Genomic DNA, 21,650 nt, shown 5'->3' with positions numbered 1-21,650 from the left:
CTTTCCATTCTTGAGAGGGGGTGGCGCGCGGTATCATCCCGAGCTGCCTTGTTCTTTCCCCACCTCCTTGTTTGTCCGTTCGCCGCGGACCGCTTTGTGCCTGCATCGTGCGCCTGAATTCCATCAAGCTGTCCGGCTTCAAGTCCTTCGCCGAGCCCACCAACTTCATGCTGCCGGGTCAACTGGTGGGCGTGGTGGGCCCCAACGGCTGCGGCAAGTCCAACATCATGGATGCGGTGCGCTGGGTGCTGGGCGAAAGCAAGGCCAGCGAGCTGCGCGGCGAGTCCATGCAGGACGTGATCTTCAACGGCACCACGCACCGCAAGCCGGCCAGCCGCTCCAGCGTGGAACTGGTTTTCGACAACAGCGACCACCGTGCGGGCGGCCAGTGGGGCCAGTTCGGTGAGATCGCCGTCAAGCGCGTGCTCACGCGCGAGGGCAACAGTAGCTACTTCATCAACAACCAGGCCGTGCGCCGCCGTGACGTGCAGGACGTGTTCCTGGGCACGGGCCTGGGCCCGCGCGCCTACGCCATCATCGGCCAGGGCACGATCAGCCGCATCATCGAGTCGCGCCCCGAGGAGCTGCGCCTGTTCCTGGAAGAGGCCGCAGGCGTGTCCAAGTACAAGGAGCGCCGGCGCGAGACCGAGAACCGACTCTCGGCCACCACCGAGAACCTCACGCGCGTGGAGGACATCCTGCGCGAGCTCAACAACAACCTCGACCGGCTGGAGAAGCAGGCCGAGGTGGCGGCGCAGTACAACGCGCTGCAGTCCCAGGTCACGCTCAAGCAGCAGCAGCTGTGGTTTCTCAAGCGCGCCGAGGCCGAGGCCGAGCAGGACCGCGTGCGCGTGGAGGGCCTGAAGGCCGTCAACGAGCTGGAAGAGCGCATGGCCGACATCCGCAACAACGAAAGCGGACTCGAAACCCTGCGCCAGGCCCACTACGACGCCAGCGACCAGGTCAACCAGGCCCAGGCCAAGCTCTACGAATCCACGGCCGAGGTCGGCAAGCTGGAGGCCGAGATCCGCTACGTGCTCGAAGGCCGCCAGCGCGTGCAGCAGCGGCTGCAGCAGCTGTCCGAGCAGGTGCTGCTGTGGAACAGCCGCCGCGAGGAGGCCGAAGCCGAAATCGAAAATCTCGACGGCGCCGGTATGGACGCCGAGGAACAGGCCGAGATGCTGGCCGCCCAGGTCGAGGAGCAGAGCATGCGCCTGCCCGACCTGGAAGAGGCGCTGCGCAATGCCCAGAAGGCTGATGCCGACCAGCGCGCCAGCGTGGTGCAGGTGCAGCAGCAGATCCAGGTGCTGGCCGCCGAGCAGCGCAGCCTGGACGAGCAGCGCCGCCAGTTCGAGACCCGCTTCGAGCGACTGCGCGCCGACCGCAATGCGCTGGAGACACCCGACGAGGCCCGCCTCCACAATCTGCAGTCCCAGCTGAACGAGGCCCGCGAACTGGCTGAAATGGCCGATGCCGTGCTCAACGAGCTGCAGGACTCCGTGCCCCAGCTCGATGAGGACCGTCGCACGCGCCAGCAGGCCGTCAATGCCGAGGCCGCGCGCCATGCCGACCTGTCGGCGCGTCTGGAAGCCCTCAAGGCCCTGCAGGAAAAGGTCAAGACCGACGGCAAGCTCCAGCCCTGGCTGGCCAAGCACGGCCTGGACGGCATGCAGGGCCTGTGGAGCCGCATTGCCATCGAACCCGGCTGGGAAAACGCGCTGGAGGCCGCGCTGCGCGAACGCCTGGGCGCGCTGGAAGTGGGCCGGCTCGACATGGTGCGCGGCTTCCTGGGCGCAGGCGGGCACGATGCGCCGCCCGCGCGTCTGGCCTTCTTCAGCCCGCCGCAGGGCGCCCCCGCGCCCGCGCCGGGGCGCTGGCAGCACCTGTCCGATCTGCTGCGCGTGAACGATGCCGGCCTGCGCGCCGTGCTCGGCGACTGGCTGCAGGACTGCTACACGGCGCCCACGCTGGAAGAGGCGCTGTCGCGCCGCGGCGAGCTGCGGCCCGGCGAGACGGTCTATGTGCCCACGGGCCATGCCGTCAGCAGCCACAGCGTGAGCTTCTATGCGCAGGACTCGGAGCAATCCGGCCTGCTGGCACGCGCCCAGGAAATCGAGCACCTCGAAAAGGAAGTGCGCGCCCAGGCGCTGATCTCCGACGAATCGCGCACGGCCCTGGTGCGTGCCGAAAGCGCCTATGCCGAGGCCTCGCAGCGCTTGGTCAGCGCCCGGCGCGAGGCCAGCGAATCGCAAGGCCGCGCCCATGAGCTGCAGGTCGAGACCCTGCGCCTGTCGCAGCTGGCCGAGCAGGCCCGCGCGCGCAATGCCCAGATCAGCGCCGACCTGGCCGAGGTCGAGGCCCAACTGTCCGACATCGAGGAGCGCCGCGTGGCGGCCGAAGCCCGCTTCGAGGAACTGGACATGCAGCTGGCCGACAGCCAGGAGCGCCATGCCCAGCTGGGCGACAAGGTGCTGGAGTCCGAGCGGCGCCTGAACGAATCGCGGGAGCAGCTGCGCACGCTGGAGCGCCAGGCCCAGGAGGCCACCTTCTCGCGGCGCAGCCTGGAGGCGCGCCGGGGCGAACTCAGCCGCACCATAGAGACGGCCAGCCAGCAGGCCCGCTCGCTGGCCGACGAGCAGCAGCGCGCGCAGGACGAACTCACGCGCCTGACCGATGCCGCCGCCCAGGGCGGCCTGCAGGACGCGCTGGATCTGAAGATGCAGCGCGAGCAGGCCGTGGCCGCGCGCCGCAGCGAATATGACGACCTGACCAACAAGCTGCGCGCCAGCGACGAACGCCGCCAGCAGCTGGAGAAGGCGCTGGACCCGCTGCGCCAGCGCATCACCGAATTCCAGCTCAAGGAGCAGGCCGCGCGCCTGGGCCTGGAGCAGTACTCCACCTTGCTGGAGGAGGCCGGTGCCGACCTGGCCGCCGTCTCCCAGTCCATTGCCGAGGCCAATGTGCGCATGCACGGCCTGCAGGGCGAGATCGACCGGCTGCACCGCGAGATCGCCGCCCTGGGCGCGGTCAACCTGGCGGCGCTGGACGAGCTGAAGCTGGCGCGCGAGCGCAAGACCTTCCTCGACGCGCAGACCGAGGACCTGACCCAGGCCATGAACACGCTGGAAGATGCCATCCGCAAGATCGACGCCGAGACGCGCGAGCTGCTGTCGGGCACCTTCGAGACCGTGAACGGGCACTTCGGGCGCATGTTCCCCGAGCTGTTCGGCGGTGGCCAGGCCAAGCTGGTGATCACCGGCGATGAAATCCTCGACTCGGGCGTGCAGGTGATCGCGCAGCCGCCCGGCAAGAAGAACCAGACAATCCACCTGCTGTCCGGTGGCGAAAAGGCGCTGACGGCGATTGCCCTGGTCTTCGCCATCTTCCAGCTCAACCCGGCGCCGTTCTGTCTGCTGGACGAGGTGGACGCGCCGCTGGACGACGCCAACACCGAGCGCTATGCCAAGCTGGTGGCCAGCATGAGCAAGGGCACGCAGTTCCTGTTCATCAGCCACAACAAGATCGCCATGGAAATGGCGCAGCAGCTCATCGGCGTGACCATGCAGGAGCAGGGCGTGTCCCGCATCGTGGCCGTGGACATGGAGTCCGCGCTGTCCATGGCTGAGCTATCCTGAGCATGTCCGCAACCTTCCGAACCTATTTGCTGGAACGACGTTTCATTCCTTCATTCCATGAGTAACCTGCAAATCAGTCTGGCCGTCCTGGGCTTTGTGGTGCTGGCCCTGATCATTGCCTACAACAGCTGGTCCGCACGCCGCAACGCACCCAAGCGCGCCGACCCCGTCGAAGAGGCGCAGCGCGATCCCTCGCGCCATGAGCCCGGCATGGACACCGTGGGCCACGGCCCGGACCTGACGCACAGCCTGCGCGAGCCCGTGCTGGGCGACTTCGGCACGGCAGCCCCGGGCCAGAGCCCTGCCGCCGTGGACCGCTTTGCCGAAACCGATGCCGAACTGGCCCATCTGGTCCAGCTCGAAGAGCAGCAGCGCCAGGCCGAGGCCCAGGCCGCTTTGGCGGCCAAGGCAGCCCAGGCGGTGCAGACCGCGCAGGCTGCCCATGCCCTGCAGGCGGCTGAAGACGCCAGCGCATCGGCACCCGCATCTGCGTCAGTGCCTGCGCCATCCCCGTTGGCACCGCAGTCCATCGAGCCTTCCCTCAACGACGCGGCCCTGACCAGCGCTGCGGCCAGCCGGCCGGGCCTGGATGCGCTGATCGATGCCATTGCCCCCGTGCAGGTCGGCCAGGCCGTGCCTGGCGAGCTGGCGCTGCAGGCCCAGCCGGCCACGCGGCGCGCGGGCAACAAGCCGTTTGCCATCGAAGGCATGAACCAGTCCACCCACCAGTGGGAGCCGCTGCAGCCCGGCCAGCGCTACCTGGGTTTCCAGGCCGGCGTGCAGCTGGCCAACCGCACGGGTGCGCTCAACGAGATCGAGTTCTCCGAGTTCGTTGCCAAGGTGCAGCGCTTTGCCGACGCGCTGGGCGCCACGCCCGACGTGCCCGACATGCTGCAGGAGGTGGCGCGTGCGCGCGAGCTCGACCAGTTCGCCAGCGAGCACGATGCCCAGCTCACCTTCATGCTGCGCGCACGCCAGGCCTCCTGGAGCGCGGGCTATGTGCAGCAGAACGCATCGCGCCAGGGCTTTCTGCCGGGCTCCATGCCCGGGCGCATGGCCCTGCCTTCGCCCACGCCCGGCATGCCGCCGGTGCTGGTGCTCAACTACGACCCGCAGGCGGCCATGGCCGACGACCTGGACACCTCGGTGGTGCGCGAGTTTCTGCTGAGCCTGGACGTGCCCCAGGTGCCGCGCGGCGAGCAGGCCTTCGTGCAGCTGCGCCAGGTGGCCGAGCGCCTGTGCCAGACCATGGATGGAGTGCTCTGCGACCAGAACGGCTACCTGCTGCCGGCCATGGCGCTGGACCCCATCCAGCACGACCTGGAACAACTCTATGACAAGCTCGACAGCCGCGAGCTGTCGGCGGGCTCCATGCTGGCGCGGCGACTGTTCAGCTGACGCGGCGCGGTGCCCCTGGTGCACAACAGGCTCCTGGCCTCAACCCCATGAACGACAATCTGGATCTCTTCTCCGGCGCAGCCCCCGCGGCGCCGGAGTCCGGGGCCGCCCCCGACAAGGTGCTGGCCAAGGTGCAGGCGCTGCGCGCCCAGCTCAACCAATGGGCACATGAGTACTACGTGCTGGACACGCCCACCGTGCCCGACGGCGAGTACGACCGCGTCTTCCAGCAATTGCAGGCATTGGAAGGTGCCTACCCCGAACTGGTCACCCCGGACTCGCCCACGCAGCGCGTGATCGGCGCCGTGCTCGACGGCCTGATGCCCGTGCGCCATGCCGTGCCCATGCTCAGCATCCGCACCGAGACCGACAACGAGGCCACGGGTGCCGAGGCCTTCGACGCACGCATCCGCAAGGAGCTGGAACTGGCCGAAGGCGCACCGCCCGTGGAATACGTAGCCGAGCCCAAGTTCGACGGCCTGGCCATGAACCTGCGCTACGAGAACGGCCGCCTGGTGCAGGCCACCACGCGCGGCGACGGCGAGGTGGGCGAGGACGTCACACACAACATCCGCACCATCCGCAAGATTCCGCTGTCCCTGCCCGAAGGCAAGGGCGTGCCGCCCGTGGTCGAGGTGCGCGGCGAGGTCTACATGGGCCGCGCCGACTTCGTCCGGCTCAACGAACGCCAGCAGGCCGCCGGCGGCAAGAGCTTTGCCAATCCGCGCAATGCGGCGGCGGGCTCGGTGCGCCAGCTGGACTCGGGCATTGCTGCGCAGCGACCGCTGTCCTTCTTCGCCTATGGCCTGGGCGAGATCACGCCGGCCGCGCAGGGCGGCCCCGACTTCGGCACCCACTACGCCATGCTGCAGACGCTGCGCGACTGGGGCTTCCCGGTGGCGCCCCAGGTCTGCATTGCCAAGGGCGCGGCCGAGCTGGTGGCCTTCCACCAGCGCATGGGCGCCGAGCGCGCCACGCTGCCCTACGAGATCGACGGCGTGGTCTACAAGGTCAACAGCCTGGCCCAGCAGCGCCAGCTGGGCTTTGTCTCGCGCGAGCCGCGCTGGGCCGTGGCCCACAAGTACCCGGCCGAGGAAATGCCCACGCGCATGGAAGGCATCGACATACAGGTCGGCCGCACGGGCAAGCTCACCCCCGTGGCGCGCCTGGCGCCCGTGGCCGTGGGCGGCGTCATCGTCACCAATGCCACGCTGCACAACCTGTTCGAGATCCGCAAGAAGCGCGTGCGCACCGGCGACACCGTGGTCGTGCGCCGCGCCGGCGATGTGATTCCCGAAGTCGTGGGCCGCGTGCCCGGCGACCGGCCGGCCTATGTGCCCAACTTCCGCATGCCCGCTGCATGCCCCATCTGCGGCAGCGCGGTGTCGCGCCCCAAGGGCGAGGCCAACCACCGCTGCACGGGCGGCCTGTTCTGCCCGGCGCAGCGCAAGGAGGCCATCCTGCACTTCGCCGCGCGGCGCGCCATGGACATCGAGGGCCTGGGCGACAAGCTGGTGGACCAGTTGGTGGACGGCCATGTGGTGCGCACGCTGCCCGACCTCTACCGCCTGGGCCTGGTGGCCCTGGCATCGCTGGACCGCATGGCCGAGAAGTCGGCCCAGAACGTGCTGGATGCGCTGGAGAAATCCAAGAAGACCACGCTGTCGCGATTCCTCTTCGGCCTGGGCATCCGCCAGGTCGGCGAGTCCACGGCCAAGGACCTGGCCCGCCATTTCGGCCAGCTGGACGCCATCATGGACGCCAGCGTCGAGCAACTGCTGCAGGTGCGCGACGTCGGGCCCATCGTGGCCGAGAGCATCCACACCTTCTTCGCCCAGCCCCACAACCGCGAGGTGGTCGAGCAGTTGCGTGCCTGCGGCGTGCACTGGGAAGAGGGCGCGGCGCGCGAGCAGACCGCCCAGCCCCTGGCCGGCATGACCGTGGTGCTCACCGGCACGCTGCCCACGCTGGGCCGCGACCAGGCCAAGGAGATGCTGGAGGCCGCTGGCGCCAAGGTCTCCGGATCGGTCAGCAAAAAGACCAGCTACGTGGTCGCCGGCGCCGAGGCCGGCAGCAAGCTGGCCAAGGCCGAGGAACTGGGTGTGCCCGTGCTGGACGAGGCCGGCATGCTGGCCCTGCTGGCGGGTGACCCCCCTGCTGCAGCCGCAGCGGAGCAGGGCTGATGGCGCTGAGTCCGCGCAAACCCGTGGTCGGCCTGGCGCTGGGCAGCGGGTCGGCGCGCGGCTGGGCGCATTTCGGCGTGCTGCGCGCGCTGGAGGATGCGGGCCTGCGGCCCGACATCATCTGCGGCTCGTCCATCGGCGCCCTGGTGGGCGCCTCCTATGCGGCCGGTGAAATGCAGCGCTTCGAGGAATGGGTGCTGGGCCTGGGCATGCGCAAGGTCTTCGGCTTCATGGACTTCAACATCGCGGGCGGCATGCTCAAGGGCGAGAAGCTGATCTCGTTCTGGCGCGAGCATTTCGTGGACTCGGCCATCGAGGATCTGAAGATTCCCTTCGGCGCCGTGGCCACCGACCTGCATTCGGGTGCCGAGGTCTGGCTGCGCAAGGGCTCCATCGCCGATGCCGTGCGCGCCTCCATCGCGCTGCCCGGCCTGTTCACGCCCGTGCAGCGCGAAGGGCGGCTGCTGGTCGATGGCGGCATCGTCAACCCCGTGCCCGCCTCGCTGGCGCGCGCCATGGGCGCGGACATCGTGATCGCGGTCGATCTCAATGCCGACATCATGCGGCGCCACATGCGGCCGCTGGCGCCCGCTGCCGCCATGGCCGCTGCGCCGCCGCTGGAGGAGGCCCCGCCCGCCGTGGAGCAGGGCGTGGCGCCCGAGGACCTGTCGGGCCAGGCCAGCGCCGTGGCCGGCTCGGCCTGGATGCGCCGGCTGCAGCGCGGCGTGATGGGGTGGATGCCCGGCCACCACCGCGATGAGGCAGGCCGCGAGACCGAGCCCCCGCCCCGGCCGCCCTCGCTGCTGGACGTGGTGATGACCAGCGTCAACATCATGCAGATGCGCATCACGCGCAGCCGCATGGCGGGTGACCCGCCCGAGCTGGTGATCGCCCCGCGCCTGTCCCACCTGGGCCTGCTGGACTTCCACCGCGCCCGCGAGGCCATCGACGAAGGCTACGAGGCGGCGCAGGCCGCGCTTCCGGGCCTGCGCCACTGGGGTCTGTGAGGCCCCGGGGGAACGCGCCCTATGCCGCCTGGGCATCCCAGGCCGCCTCGCGCTCCACTGCTGCCGCGCTGCGGTCTGCGTTGGCCGCCGCGCCGCGCGAAGGCTGCAGCCGTTGCATCAATGCAGCCGGATCCAGGCACTGGATCAGCGGCAGGCCCGCGCCGGCATGCACCAGCTCCCGCACCAGGGCCGGCGTCGTGGAGGCCACGCTGAGCATGGGCGATTCCACCAGCGCGCTGGCCGGCAGCCGGTGCACGCCTTGCAGCGCGCTGACCAGCAGCCCCACGCGCAGGCCGCCGTGCTGGACCACGATGACCTGCGACTGCTCGGTGACCACGCCGGGCCGGCCCTGCAGCAGCGCGGCCAGGTCGAACACCCAGACATAGCCGCTGACGCTGCCCTGGCTGCGCCGCGCCAGCGCACCCACGCAAAACGGCAGCCGCCCTGCCGCCACGGGCGAGATGGCGCTGGCGGGCAGGGCCTCGCAGACATCGGCCGCCCGCAGGGCCAGCAGGCTGGCGCCCACGTAGAAGCTGGCCAGTTCCACCGGCGCATCGCCACCGCCGTGCGCGGCGAGCGCACGCGCGACAGGACGCGAGCCATCCAGCCGCGTGGCCGGCGCCAGGCGCAGGGCGCGGTTGCGCGCATCGGCATGCACGGGCCCCAGCCGCTGTAGGCTCAGGCTGACGAGGCCGGCCAGTGTGTCCTCCGTTGCGATTTCCTTTGCATCGCGTGCCGCGCCCTGATCCAGCCGGAACTCGCGGTAGCCGCGCCCGGCAGCCATGCCGACGATGCAGTAGTGGCCTTCGATTTCCTCGATGCTGCTGCGTACCTCTCCATCGGCCAGCGTTGCCAGCCCGGCCACGCCTTCTATGCAACTGCCCAGCGGCCGACCGCCGTGGCTGGCGGCGATGATGCGGCCGTCGCGTGCCACGTAGAAAGCCTCCATCGGCAAACGGGGCAGGCCGTGGTCTTCGGGGCCGGCGTCTTCGGACTGCTCCGGTGCAGCGGCCTGCAGCATGGCCTGCAGTTCTCGGCGCGTGTGGAACAGCAGGGCAATGCCGCCGATGGCGGGGCCCTGATCTGCGCCCTGCCCATGCCCATGTCCATTGGTGGTTGAGGGGGCGCGCAATGCGGCGTGGTAGACGTGGACGGGCAGGCCTCCATCGTCCAGCTCCTGCACGTGATAGGCCTGGGCATCGCGCAGCGCCATGGTGGCCTGCAGTGCCGATGCCTGCACGCGCACGCCGGGTGACAGCGGCAGACCGGGTTCGTCCTCATGGCTGCAGGCCAGCACCAGGCCCTGGGCGTCATACAGCGCAATGCGCGCATAGACGGTGTACAGCGCATTGAGCTGCTCCAGCAGACGCTGCGCGGCGTCGTGTGCCTGTACCGACAGGGCCAGGCAGCCGCTGTTGTCTTGCAGCACTTTCTGCAGGCCTGGCGTCAGGGCCCACCAGCGGCAATCGTTGGCGCGTTCGTAGAGATTGCGCTCCAGCAGGTCCATCAGCAGCCGGTTCAGCGTGGTGTGCTCCTGCAGCCGCGTGGACAGCGCCGTCTCGTGCAGGCCGTGGATGGCGCGCGTGAACACGGCATGGGTCAGGTCGCCGGTCTCGCTCATCTGCTCCAGCACGGCCTGCAGCGGGTCCGGGTGGGCCGTGCCCTGCACGGGGGACTCCGGTGCCTGGCTGGCAGCCAGCACCTGGCCGTTCCAGACCACGCGGCGTATGTCGTCGGCCGCGCGTGCCATGGCGTGCAGGGGCGGGCAAAAGCCCCGGGACTGGGCCATCAGTCCTTCGGCGATGGCAGGTTCCAGTGCCTGCAGGACCTGCGGCCTTTGCTGGGTGGCGAAGGCCAGGTCCAGCGGCGCCATGACCTGGGTCTGCCAGCCCTCGGGGCCCGCATAGCCCTGGTAGGGCAGGGTGCGTGCCGTACGCACCAGATAGGTGCGGCCGGCGTGGATCAGCGGCTGCACGGCATCGCCGTGGTGCATGGGCACGCGGCTGCCGGGGGCGATCCAGTGGTCATCGCTGCTGGCAATGACCACTCCAGCCGCATCCAGCAGCAGTCCCACCTGGGCGCGCGGCCCGCCCGAGGCAAAGATGGCCTGCATCTCGGCCGCGAAGTCGAAGCTCAGGCACAGCACGCCGAGCACCGCCATGGTGCGTGGATGCAGCAGGCGCTGCGCGTAGATCAGGCGGTCTGCGCCGGGCAGCACGCAGCTGGCGCCGAAATGGCTGACATGGCCGGCCTGCTGCAGGCACTGCTGGAACCAGCCCTCGGCGCAGGGCGGCAGCGGCTTGTCGCCTGCCTGGGCGCGTGCACAGACTTGGCCCTGGGTGTCCAGCAGCAGGATGTCGTCGTAGACCGTGTACTTGGCACGGTAGGCCTGCAGGTGCAGCTGCAGCGGAGCCTGCCAGGCGTGCAGGCCGCCCGCGGCCATGTCCAGCAGGATGTCGCCATCGCCGAGCTGGGCCATGGCCTCGCACAGCACGGAATCGGCGGCCAGGAAGCCGACATCGGCCGTGCGCTCGTAGAGGCTGCGCACCAGCAGGTCAATGGCATGGCTGGACTGCATGCCCAGCTGGGCCATGGCTTCCTGCGCGGACTGGGCCAGCTGCGACTGCAGCAGGCCTTGCTCCAGCTGCTCCAACCCCTGGCGCGTGTCGGTCAGCATGGACACCAGGGCCTGTCCCTGCTGCGAGGCCTGCATGCGGGCCGAAGCCTCGATGAGACGCCACATGAGCCGGATCTCGCGCAGGTCGGCGGCGTTGCGGTTGAGTTCCCGCAGGTGGGGAAGAATCAGGTCGGTGGGCAGGGATGTGGCCATGGGGCGCTCCGCAGTCAGGTTCAGGTTCGGTAAACCAACTTTTCCGCTCAGGGAAAAGCCCTATGCAAAGAGCAAGAAGGAGGCCAGTTTGTGACTAAATGTGTCTGCAAGGTGACATAGGGATGACGGACCGCCGCCTGCTCCCCGCACGCAGCCCGTCCGGTGCCACACCGGGGCATGGCCCGGCATCACCGCAGTGCGTACGCCGGCGCCCCGTGCAGCACGGTGGTGCCTGGCGGCCGTGCAGGCCTACAGGCTCAGGTCGATGGAGTGCACCCGGTGCGCGTCCAGCAGGCCGGCAGCCCGGTCGGCGAAGTAGCGCTCCAGCGTCACGCGCACGGTGCGGAAGGCCAGTTCTTCCCAGGGAACATCGGCCTGCGCAAACAGGCGGGCCTCCATGGTCTCGGGGCCGGGGTAGAACTGCTCGCTGCGCAGACGGGCGCGGTAGAACAGATGGACCTGGCTGACCTTGGGCACGTCCACGATGGAAAACAGCGGCCCCATCTCGATGTCGGCGCCGGCTTCCTCGTCGGTCTCGCGCTGGGCACCGCGTGCCGTGGTCTCGGCCAGTTCCATGAAGCCTGCGGGCAGGGTCCACAGGCCCCGGCGCGGCTCGATGTTGCGCTTGCACAGCAGCACGCGGCCGTCGTCGGTCACGGGGATGGTGCCCACCACGTTCAGCGGGTTCTCGTAGTGGATGGTGTGGCAGTGCGGGCACACGGCGCGCTCGCGCGTGTCGCCATCGTCAGGAAGGCGGTAGACCACCGCCGTGCCGCAGGCTCGGCAGAACTTGATGGGGCTGCGAAAAATCATGCCGACACCATGAAAGTGAAAGCGCCGCCAGACGGAAGGCAGTAAGGCATTCTGTGCGGCGGACCGTAGGTTCAAACACAAAGGCCGGCAGGCCGGGGAGCGTGCTCCCTGCTGCCTTGCCGGCCTGTCGCCAGGCTCAGAGAAAACTCAGGCGATCTTGACGCTCAAGGGGCTCAGCCCGTCGATGCGGCCTTCCAGCAGGTCACCGCGCACCACGGCGGCCACGCCTTCGGGCGTGCCCGTCATGATCAGGTCGCCGGGCTGCAGTTCCCAGGCCGCCGACAGGTGCTCGATGGTCTCGGCAATGTTCCAGATCAGCTTGCCGATGTCGCTGCGCTGGCGGTCGGCGCCATTGACCTGCAGCGAGATCGCGGCCTTGGCGATGTCGCCGGCCTCGGCTGCCGGGGTGATGGGGCCGATGGGTGCGGCATGCTCGAAGGCCTTGCCGATGCACCAGGGGCGGCCCTGTTTCTTCATGTCGTTTTGCAGGTCGCGGCGCGTCATGTCCAGGCCCACGGCGTAGCCCCAGATGTAGTCCAGCGCGTCGGCGGCCAGGATGTTCTTGCCCGCCTTGCCGATGGCCACGACGAGCTCGATCTCGTGGTGCAGGTTGGAGGTCAGCGTGGGGTAGGGCATGGTGCCCGTGGTGCCGGCCTCGACGGGCACGATGGCGTCGGCAGGCTTGAGGAAGAAGAAGGGCGGCTCGCGGCCGGTGAAGCCCATCTCCTTGGCGTGTTCTTCGTAGTTGCGGCCCACGCAGTAGATGCGGTGCACGGGGAAGCGCTCGGGGCGGCCCAGGACGGGTACGCTGGCCACGGCGGGCGGGTTGAAAACGTAGCTCATGTCGGTGTTCCTCTGGCGCCTTGTCTCTTGGGCGCCGCCGCAAGTGTGCCATGCATCGGCGCGGCTGCACGGTATGCTTTGCAGTCTATGAAGCTCCACACCTACTTCCGCTCGTCGGCCTCCTACCGCGTGCGCATTGCGCTGCAGATCAAGGGCCTGGACTATGAATCCGTACCCGTGCACCTGCTGCGCGGCGACCACAAGGCGCCGGCCTATGCCCAGCATGTCGGCGATGCGCTGGTGCCGGCGCTGGAGACCGAGGACGGCCACTGGCTGACCCAGTCCATGGCCATCATCGAATATCTCGATGAGACCCATGCCGAAATACCGCTGCTGCCGCGTGACGCCCTGGGCCGTGCCCATGTGCGCGCACTGGCCCAGATGGTGGCCTGCGAGATCCATCCGCTCAACAACCTGCGCGTGCTCAAGTACCTGGTGCGCAACCTGGGTGTCTCCGACGAGGCCAAGAGCGGCTGGTACGTGCATTGGGTGCGATCGGGCCTGGAGGCCTTCGAGCGCCAGCTGGACCTGCTGGCCGCCGAGCGCGAGGCCGCCGGCCTGCCACCTTCGCTGTTTTGCTGGGGCGACACGCCCACGCTGGCCGACTGCTGCCTGGTGCCGCAGATCTTCAACGGCCGCCGCTTCGACGTGAGCCTGGACGGCCTGCCACGCCTGGCGGCCATCGTCGATCGCTGCGAGGCGCTGCCGGCCTTCCAGAAGGCCCATCCCTCGGCCTGCCCCGACGCGGAATGAGCGCGGCCCGGCCTGACTCCATCCCCGCATCCTGGCTGGTGCCCGACTGGCCCGCGCCGCCCGGCGTGCACGCGCTGTGCACCTCGCGCGAAGGCGGCGTCAGCACGGCGCCCTGGGGCAGCCTGAACCTGGGCGACCATGTGGGAGACGACCCGCAGGCCGTGCGCGCCAACCGCCAGCGCCTGCAGGAGATCGTGCGTGCGGATACGCCGGATGCCTGCGCGGTGTTCCTGCAGCAGGTGCATGGCGTGGATGTCATCGCACTGGATGCAGGCAGCGCGCAGGGCCAGGCCTTCGATGCCTGCGTGACCAGCGCCTCGGGCGTGGTCTGCACCATCATGGTGGCCGATTGCCTGCCCGTGCTGCTGGCCCATCGCAGCGGCGCCGTGGTGGGCGCGGCCCATGCGGGCTGGCGCGGTCTGGCCGGAATGCCGCCTGGCCATGCGGGTCAGCCGTTGGCAGGCGGTGTGCTGGAGTCTCTGTTCAAGCGCTTTGCCGATCAGCTCCGGACCGCGCCCGAGCAGGTGGCGCCGCAGACCCTGGCATGGCTGGGCCCTTGCATCGGTCCGCGTTCCTTTGAGGTCGGTGCCGAGGTGCGCGCTGCCTTCATCGCGCATGACGCCGCCGCCGCCGCGCATTTCACCGCCATACCTCAGGCGGGCGAGGGCACCCCCAAGTACCTGGCCAGCCTGGCCGGGCTTGCGCGCCAGCGCCTGGCGGCGCTGGGCATCACTGCCATCCATGGCAATGACGGCAGCGACGCATGGTGCACGGTGCTCAACGACTCACGGTTCTTTTCGCACCGGCGCGACGCTGCCCGCCTGGGCAGCAGCGGCCGATTCGCCGCCTGCATCTGGAAGGACTGAGGGCGCGGGCGCGTCCGGTGCGTCCGCCGTGCCCTGCGAGGCCTGCTGCTGCGCCAGCCAGGCCTGGCGCTCGGCCAGTTCGCGCGCATGGCGCTTTCGGTTGCGCGCGGGCGTACCCATGATGTAGATCACGATGGACAGCGGCAGCAGTCCATACAGTGCGAAAGTGACCAGGGCGCCGAGTATGCTGCCCGTGGGGCTGGCGGCTTCGGCCACGGCCATCATCAGCGTGACATACAACCAGGCGATAACAACGAGATACATGGTCGATTCGAAAAAGGCGCACCGGGCACGGGTTTTTGTGGAGGGCTGTGCCGGGCAACGGGGGGCTCGCCTGGGTCACAATCAAAACGGATGCCCCGCAAGCCCCAGGCTATTGCGAACGGCATCCGCGAACAAGGATGCAGCATGAATTTTGACCCACTCGCAGGCCTGCCAGGCCAACCCATCCAGCAATTCTGGAACGAGCAATGGAGCCGGACGCTGCAGATACTGCAGCAGATGGGATCACCGGGAATGCCGGGGGCACAGGGCGCGGGCATGCCGGACATGGCCCAGGCCTGGAAGGCTGCAGTCCCCGAACCCGGCGCCTTGCCCGAAAACGCGCTATCGCTGGACCCCGAAAAGCTGCTGGAGCTGCAGCGCCAGTACCTGGACGGCGCCAAGGCCATGTGCGAGCAGGGCGGCGCCCAGGCGCTGCTGGCCAAGGACAAGCGCTTCAACACCCAATCCTGGGCCGACAACCCGCTGACGGCGGCCACCGCAGCCACCTATCTGCTCAACAGCCGCATGCTCATGGGCCTGGCCGAGGCCGTGCAGGCCGACGAGAAGACCCGCAACCGCGTGCGCTTCGCTGTGGAACAGTGGCTGGCTGCCATGTCGCCCAGCAACTTCCTGGCACTCAATGCAGAGGCGCAGAAGAAGGCCATCGAAACCCAGGGCGAGAGCCTGGCCCAGGGCGTGGCCAACCTGCTGGCCGACATGCGCCAGGGCCATGTGTCCATGACCGACGAGAGCCTGTTCACCGTGGGCAAGAACGTTGCCACCACCGAAGGCGCCGTGGTGTTCGAGAACGAGCTGTTCCAGCTCATCGAGTACAAGCCGCTGACGGACAAGGTGCACGAGCGGCCCTTCCTCATGGTGCCGCCGTGCATCAACAAGTTCTACATCCTGGACCTGCAGCCCGACAACTCGCTGATCCGCTATGCCGTCAGCCAGGGCCACCGCACCTTCGTGATGAGCTGGCGCAATCCCGACGACAGCCTGGCGCACAAGACCTGGGACAACTACATCGAAGACGGCGTGCTCACCGGCATCCGCGTGGCACGCGAGATCGCGGGGGCCGAGCAGATCAACGTGCTGGGCTTTTGCGTGGGCGGCACCATGCTGTCCACCGCGCTGGCCGTGCTGCAGGCACGCCACGACCGCGAGCATGGCGCAGCTGCTGCTCCGGCGGCCAAGGCGGCTCCAGCCAAGCGCGCGGCTGGCAGCCGCAGCGCCGCCCGGACATCCACAGCCCGCGCCACGGCGCCGGCCGGCGTGCCGTTTCCCGTGGCCAGCGTCACGCTGCTGACCACTTTCATCGACTTCAGCGACACCGGCATCCTCGATGTCTTCATCGATGAGTCCGTGGTGCGCTTCCGCGAAATGCAGATGGGCGAGGGCGGCCTCATGAAGGGCCAGGACCTGGCATCGACCTTCAGCTTTCTGCGTCCCAACGATCTGGTCTGGAACTACGTGGTGGGCAACTACCTCAAGGGCGAAACACCGCCGCCGTTCGACCTGCTGTACTGGAACAGCGACTGCACCAACCTGCCCGGCCCGTACTACGCCTGGTACCTGCGCAACCTTTACCTGGAAAACAAGCTGGTCCAGCCCGGTGCGCTGACCGTCTGCGGCGAGCGCATCGACATGCACCAGCTGCGCCTGCCGGCCTATATCTACGGCTCGCGCGAGGACCACATCGTGCCCGTGGGCGGCTCCTATGCATCGACCCAGGTGCTGGGTGGCGACAAGCGTTTCGTCATGGGCGCATCCGGCCACATCGCGGGCGTGATCAATCCGCCGGCCAAGAAAAAGCGCAGCTACTGGCTGCGTGAGGACGGCCAGCTGCCGCCCACGCTCAAGGAGTGGCAGGCCGGCGCCGACGAGTACCTGGGCAGCTGGTGGGCCGACTGGAGCCCCTGGCTGGCCGAGCACGGCGGCAAGCTGGTCGCGGCGCCAAAGCAGTACGGCAAGGGCAGGGAATACACGGCCATCGAGCCGGCCCCGGGCCGCTACGTGCTGGCCAAGGCCTGAGGCACAATCGTTTCGATGCTGCAGCGCAATAACGCCGCGGCTTGAATGCAGGGTGCCGCTGCCGCAGCTTCGGCAGTGCGCGCCCGGGCATCCCTTCAAGAGTCCAAAGAAAGGTCCGTCATCATGGAAGACATCGTCATCGTTTCCGCTGTCCGCACTGCCGTTGGCAAGTTCGGCGGCACCCTTGCCAAGATCCCCGCCACCGAACTGGGCTCCATCGTGATCCGCGAGGCTCTGAGCCGCGCCAAGGTCGGCACCGACCAGGTCGGTGAAGTCATCATGGGCCAGGTGCTGGCCGCTGGCGCAGGCCAGAACCCTGCACGCCAGGCCATGATGAAGGCCGGTATCGCCAAGGAAACCCCGGCCCTGACCATCAATGCGGTCTGCGGCTCGGGCCTGAAGGCCGTGATGCTGGCGGCCCAGGCCGTGGCCACGGGCGACAGCGAGATCGTCGTGGCCGGCGGCCAGGAGAACATGAGCCTGTCCCCCCACGTGCTGCCGGGCTCGCGCGACGGCCAGCGCATGGGCGAGTGGAAGATGGCCGACACCATGATCGTGGACGGCCTGTGGGACGTCTACAACCAGTACCACATGGGCATCACGGCCGAGAACGTGGCCAAGGAAAAGAGCGTCAGCCGCGAACAGCAGGACGCCCTGGCCCTGGCCAGCCAGCAAAAGGCCACGGCCGCGCAGGACGCCGGCAAGTTCGTGGATGAGATCGTTCCCGTCAGCATTCCCCAGCGCAAGGGCGATCCCGTGGTCTTTGCGGCCGACGAGTACATCAACCGCAAGACCAACGCCGAGGCGCTGGCAGGCCTGCGTCCGGCCTTCGACAAGGCCGGCTCGGTGACGGCCGGCAATGCTTCGGGCCTGAACGACGGCGCCGCCGCCGTGGTGGTGATGAGCGCCTCCAAGGCCAAGGCCCTGGGCCTGACGCCGCTGGCGCGCATCGTCTCCTATGCCACCAGCGGTCTGGACCCCGCCACCATGGGCCTGGGCCCGGTGTTCGCCTCGCGCAAGGCGCTGCAGCGCGCAGGCTGGTCTGCGCAGGACGTGGACCTGTTCGAGCTGAACGAAGCCTTCGCGGCACAGGCCTGTGCGGTGAACCAGGAGCTGGGCATCGAACCGGCCAAGGTCAACGTCAACGGCGGCGCCATTGCCATCGGCCACCCCATCGGCGCATCGGGCGCCCGCATCCTGGTGACCCTGCTGCACGAGATGCAGCGCAGCGGCGCCAGGAAGGGTCTGGCCGGCCTGTGCATCGGCGGCGGCATGGGCGTGGCCATGACCGTGGAGCGCGTCTGAAAGGCTCCGGGAAAACGTTAGCAAGCTTTCAGGGTAGATCCTAGGCTTGACTAGGGCCTGCCCGAAGAGGGGCGCAGCGCACGCGCTGCATACTAGCCATGCGAGGGGGCCGGGCCCAGAGGCTCAGGCACCCTTGGCGATAACCGGCGTCAATGTTCCGGTTGTCATGGATAGATTGATCTGAAGCAACCATTGATTGACAGGAGAGAAGAATGGCTCAAAAAGTAGCGTATGTCACAGGGGGAATGGGAGGCATCGGAACGGCCATCTGCCAGCGTCTGCACAAGGAAGGCTTCAAGGTCATCGCAGGTTGTGGTCCGTCGCGCGACTTCCAGAAGTGGCTTGACGAGCAAAAGGCGCTGGGTTTCACCTTCCATGCATCGGTGGGCAATGTGGGCGACTGGGCTTCCACCGTCGAAGCCTTCAGCAAGACCAAGGCCGAGCACGGCAACATCGATGTGCTGGTCAACAACGCCGGCATCACGCGTGACCGCATGTTCATCAAGATGACGCCCGAAGACTGGCAGGCCGTGATCGAGACCAACCTCAACTCCATGTTCAACGTGACCAAGCAGGTCGTGGGCGACATGGTGGAAAAGGGCTGGGGCCGCATCATCAACATCAGCTCGGTCAACGGCGCCAAGGGCCAGGCCGGCCAGACCAACTACTCGGCCGCCAAGGCCGGCATGCACGGCTTCACCATGGCGCTGGCGCAGGAGTTGGCCACCAAGGGCGTGACCGTCAACACCGTGAGCCCCGGCTACATCGGCACCGACATGGTCAAGGCCATCCGTCCCGACGTGCTGGAGAAGATCGTGGGCACTATCCCCGTCAAGCGCCTGGGCGAGCCCAGCGAGATCGCATCGATCATCGCCTGGCTGGCTTCGGAGGAAGGCGGCTATTCCACCGGCGCCGATTTTTCGGTCAACGGTGGCCTGCACATGCATTGAACCTGCAAGGGTTCGCGCTGCAAAGGAGCCTCCGGGCTCCTTTTTTGTTGGGCAGCCCCGCGGCAAATGTCCCAGAAATGACAAAACCCGCTGAAGCGGGTTCTGTGGAAGAGGGGGTCTGCACGGAAGGCCGTCAGACCGGTGGTGTCAGAGACTGGGGCACCGTGTGCGCCAGCCAGCGCCTCAGCGCTTGCGATCGCGTTCGTCTTCGGGCCAGATGGACATGATGGCGTTCGTTTGCATGGAAACTTCTCCTGTATTGCTCTCTTAACGCGGGCTGGATTCAGCTGGTTGACAGGTTTTTAAAAAATTTTCGAAGGAAGTCGAAACTTTTTCGTGACCCGGTTTTCAAGCGCTGCGGGGGCCGCGCTTGCGGTCACGGTCATCCCATGGCCAGACAGCTTGGGCCAGCGCAGCGGCTGCAAAGCGGGTCTGCAGGGCGGTGTGGGAAAAGATGTCGGTCATTGCAGTCACTCCTTTGCGTGTTCAACGCGGGGCAGTGGCGGCAGGTTGACTCAGGGATTGCCCCAGGACGCAAGCAATTGCAAGCCTGGAGGTGGGGATCTGTCAGTTTGAAGACAGATTCCTGGCGAGGTGAAAAAAAATCCGTTTCCTGACAGAGGCTTACGGGCGTGGCGGGCCGATGTCGATGCTGTTACGCCTCGTTGCCCGCAATGCGTGGGCACAGGTCAACCCGGGGTGAAAACGTCCATCAGGCAAAAATCAGGGTCACGGCAGGCGCGTCGTCCACGATGTAGCCGCGGTACATGCCGGCGCTGTTGAAGGGGCAGTGCACGCGTCCGTCGCTGTCCACGGCCACCACGCCGCCCTGGCCACCGATGTGTGTCAGCGTGCCCCGCACTGCGGCGTCGGCTGCGAGTTCCAGGCTTTGCCCCAGGTAGCGCATGCGCGCATGGATGTCGTGCGCGATGGCTGCGCGCAGGAAATGCTCTCCGGTTCCGGTGGCCGCCACGGCGCAGGTGGTGCTGTCGGCGTAGAAACCTGCGCCCACCACGGGCGTGTCGCCCACGCGCCCGGGGCGCTTGTTGGTCAGCCCGCCGGTGGATGCGGCAGCGGCCAGGTTGCCATGCACATCGCGCGCCACGGCGCCGACCGTGCCCATCTTGCTGTTCTCGTTCAGCGGAGCAAGGTGCGCCGCCAGTCCGCTGGCGTCGTGGTCCAGCAGCGCGGTCTGGCCGGATTGCGCCTGCACCCGGCGCAGCTGTGCCAGGCGCTCGGCAGAGTCGAAGTAGCCTGCATCCATCCGCGCCAGCCCGCGTTCATCGGCAAACCGCTGCGCCCCTTCGCCGACCAGGAGCACGCACTGGCCGTCATCAAGAACATGCCGTGCCAGCGCAATCGGATTGCGCACCTGGCTGACGGAAGCGACTGCGCCGGCCCGCAGGTTGCTGCCGTCCATCAGGCCGGCGTCCATCTCGTGGCGCGCGTCGCGCGTGTAGACGGAGCCGCGCCCGGCATTGAACAGCGGGCAGTCTTCCAGGGACTGGCACGCGGCCTGGACGGCGTCCAGCGCGCTGGCGCCGCGCCGCAGCAGGGCGGCGCCCGCCTCCAGCGCCTGGGCCAGCGCGGCGTGGTAGGGGGCCTCGTCGGCCTGGCCCTGGATGACGGTGCCTGCGCCGCCGTGCACGGCAATGGAAAATTTTCGGGAGTTCTGGGTCATGTTCATTGGAGTGCGTAGCGCGATTCCAGGAAGCGGCCATAGCGGGCGATGCCCAGGCCGATGAGCAGGTAGACGGCACAGACCACCATGTACATCTCCACGAAGTACGCAATCCAGTGGGGGTCGCTCATGGCCATCTTCAGGGAGCCGGTGATGTCGTAGATGTTCACGATCGCCACCAGGGAGGTGTCTTTCACCGCGCCGATGAAGTTGCTCACCGTGGGCGCGATGGTCACGCGAAGCGCCTGCGGCAGGACCACGTGGCGCAGCACCTGCACCCTGGTGAAGCCCATGGCCTGGGCCGCCATGACCTGGCCCTGGGGCACGGCCTGCAGCCCGCCGCGAAACACCTCGGCAAGATAGGCGGCGCTGAAGGCCGCCAGGCAGACGGCGATGCGGACCATGGGGTCCACCCGCCATTGCGCGGGCACCAGCATGGGCAGCACGAAGGCCCCGAAGAACAGCAGCGTGATCAGGGGCACGCCGCGCACGGCCTCGATGAAGCCCGTGCACAGGATGCGGATCAAGGGCAGGCTGGAACGCCGGCCCAGGGCCAGCAGAATGCCCAGCGGAACGCCGGCCAGGCAGGCGATCACGGCAAGGAACAGGGTCAGCGGCAGGCCGCCCCACAGATCGCTGGGCACGGGTGCCAGGCCGGCCACACCGCCGGCCATCAGCACGCCGAAGCCGGTCAACCCGGCCAGCAGCATCGCCATGCCGGCGGGGCCGAAGAAGCGCGGCAGTGCCGCCACGCCCACGCTGCCCAGCAGCCAAAGGCTGGCGACGACGGGGCGCCATTGCTCTGCCACGGGATAGCGGCCCAGGAATACCAGGCGGTATTTCTCGCGCACCACGCCCCAGCAGGCGCCGGCCGCAGTGCGGCATGTGTCGGGGTTGGCTGCGGTTTCGGCGTCGAGCAGGCCCCAGGCCAGCAGCTTCCAGCCTGCCCACAGCGCGGCCAGCAGCAGCGTGGCGGTGATGAGCCCGGAGAGCGCATCCGGAAACAGGCTGGCGCGCAGGCGCTGCGCCAGCGGAACCCGGGGCGGGGCCACCGGCAGGGCCGGTGCGCGGAGTACGGCACTCATGGG

The 21,650-nt window shown here is 68.3% G+C and carries 15 protein-coding genes; 9 read left to right on the top strand and 6 right to left on the bottom strand.

Features of this window, described 5'->3' with window-relative positions; genetic code table 11:
• Window positions 1-107: 107 nt before the first annotated feature.
• From smc to ACF8ME_RS13430, 4 genes are read left to right on the top strand one after another with little or no spacing between them, the layout of a single operon-like run.
• A complete protein-coding gene (gene smc, locus ACF8ME_RS13445; protein WP_392416898.1) occupies window positions 108-3,635 on the top strand; it encodes a chromosome segregation protein SMC in 3,528 nt (1,175 codons plus the stop codon).
• Window positions 3,636-3,692: 57 nt separating this feature from the next.
• Window positions 3,693-5,033: a cell division protein ZipA C-terminal FtsZ-binding domain-containing protein gene (locus ACF8ME_RS13440; protein WP_016445918.1), complete on the top strand. Its 1,341-nt coding sequence runs from the start codon at window positions 3,693-3,695 to the stop codon at window positions 5,031-5,033.
• A 47-nt stretch (window positions 5,034-5,080) separates the two neighbouring features.
• A complete protein-coding gene (ligA, locus tag ACF8ME_RS13435) occupies window positions 5,081-7,216 on the top strand; it encodes an NAD-dependent DNA ligase LigA (RefSeq protein ID WP_034363903.1) in 2,136 nt (711 codons plus the stop codon).
• Window positions 7,216-8,223: a patatin-like phospholipase family protein gene (locus ACF8ME_RS13430; protein WP_016445920.1), complete on the top strand. Its 1,008-nt coding sequence runs from the start codon at window positions 7,216-7,218 to the stop codon at window positions 8,221-8,223. Before ligA ends, ACF8ME_RS13430 begins: the two co-directional genes overlap by 1 nt.
• 19 nt (window positions 8,224-8,242) lie before the next feature.
• On the opposite strand, the gene ACF8ME_RS13425 is transcribed toward ACF8ME_RS13430, so the two are convergent.
• The 3 genes from ACF8ME_RS13425 to ACF8ME_RS13415 all read right to left on the bottom strand — a co-directional run bounded on the left by ACF8ME_RS13425 (window position 8,243) and on the right by ACF8ME_RS13415 (window position 12,709).
• On the bottom strand, window positions 8,243-11,053 hold the full coding sequence (locus ACF8ME_RS13425) for a chemotaxis protein CheW (RefSeq protein ID WP_392416896.1): 2,811 nt from the start codon (window positions 11,051-11,053) through the stop codon (window positions 8,243-8,245).
• Between the two features lie 249 nt (window positions 11,054-11,302).
• On the bottom strand, window positions 11,303-11,866 hold the full coding sequence (locus ACF8ME_RS13420) for an NUDIX hydrolase (RefSeq protein WP_016453500.1): 564 nt from the start codon (window positions 11,864-11,866) through the stop codon (window positions 11,303-11,305).
• Window positions 11,867-12,013: 147 nt separating this feature from the next.
• The gene (locus tag ACF8ME_RS13415; RefSeq protein ID WP_016445923.1) at window positions 12,014-12,709 is read right to left on the bottom strand and encodes a fumarylacetoacetate hydrolase family protein; all 696 of its coding nucleotides are present in this window, start codon (window positions 12,707-12,709) and stop codon (window positions 12,014-12,016) included.
• Between the two features lie 87 nt (window positions 12,710-12,796).
• Here ACF8ME_RS13415 and maiA point away from each other — a divergent pair, with 87 nt between their 5' ends.
• Window positions 12,797-13,462, top strand: a complete 666-nt coding sequence (maiA, locus tag ACF8ME_RS13410) for a maleylacetoacetate isomerase (protein WP_392416894.1) — start codon at window positions 12,797-12,799, stop codon at window positions 13,460-13,462.
• Window positions 13,459-14,328, top strand: a complete 870-nt coding sequence (locus ACF8ME_RS13405) for a laccase domain-containing protein (RefSeq protein ID WP_209671224.1) — start codon at window positions 13,459-13,461, stop codon at window positions 14,326-14,328. Before maiA ends, ACF8ME_RS13405 begins: the two co-directional genes overlap by 4 nt.
• Here the strand turns inward: ACF8ME_RS13405 and ACF8ME_RS13400 are convergent.
• Window positions 14,248-14,592, bottom strand: coding sequence for a hypothetical protein (locus ACF8ME_RS13400; protein ID WP_016445926.1), 345 nt, complete (start codon window positions 14,590-14,592; stop codon window positions 14,248-14,250). The two genes, ACF8ME_RS13405 and ACF8ME_RS13400, sit on opposite strands and share 81 nt — an antisense overlap.
• Before the next feature lie 144 nt (window positions 14,593-14,736).
• On the opposite strand from ACF8ME_RS13400, the gene ACF8ME_RS13395 reads away from it, so the two are divergent.
• From ACF8ME_RS13395 to phbB, 3 genes are all read left to right on the top strand, one after another.
• The gene (locus ACF8ME_RS13395) at window positions 14,737-16,626 is read left to right on the top strand and encodes a PHA/PHB synthase family protein (protein WP_392416893.1); all 1,890 of its coding nucleotides are present in this window, start codon (window positions 14,737-14,739) and stop codon (window positions 16,624-16,626) included.
• A gap of 123 nt (window positions 16,627-16,749) precedes the next feature.
• Entirely contained in the window at window positions 16,750-17,931 is a 1,182-nt protein-coding gene (locus ACF8ME_RS13390) for an acetyl-CoA C-acetyltransferase (RefSeq protein WP_392416891.1), read from the top strand.
• Window positions 17,932-18,143: 212 nt separating this feature from the next.
• Window positions 18,144-18,881, top strand: a complete 738-nt coding sequence (gene phbB, locus ACF8ME_RS13385) for an acetoacetyl-CoA reductase (protein WP_026062290.1) — start codon at window positions 18,144-18,146, stop codon at window positions 18,879-18,881.
• A 712-nt stretch (window positions 18,882-19,593) separates the two neighbouring features.
• Here phbB and ACF8ME_RS13380 read toward each other — a convergent pair.
• Window positions 19,594-20,568: an isoaspartyl peptidase/L-asparaginase family protein gene (locus ACF8ME_RS13380; protein ID WP_392416889.1), complete on the bottom strand. Its 975-nt coding sequence runs from the start codon at window positions 20,566-20,568 to the stop codon at window positions 19,594-19,596.
• The gene (locus ACF8ME_RS13375) at window positions 20,565-21,647 is read right to left on the bottom strand and encodes an amino acid ABC transporter permease (protein ID WP_392416887.1); all 1,083 of its coding nucleotides are present in this window, start codon (window positions 21,645-21,647) and stop codon (window positions 20,565-20,567) included. The genes ACF8ME_RS13380 and ACF8ME_RS13375 overlap by 4 nt, the downstream gene beginning before the upstream one ends.
• Window positions 21,648-21,650 lie beyond the last annotated feature (3 nt).

It is taken from the genome of Delftia sp. WSY_7, from assembly GCF_043104845.1.
Lineage (GTDB): Bacteria > Pseudomonadota > Gammaproteobacteria > Burkholderiales > Burkholderiaceae_C > Comamonas > Comamonas tsuruhatensis.
Note: the sequence above shows the minus strand (reverse complement) of the source record. Positions and strands in the feature narration are given on the sequence as shown.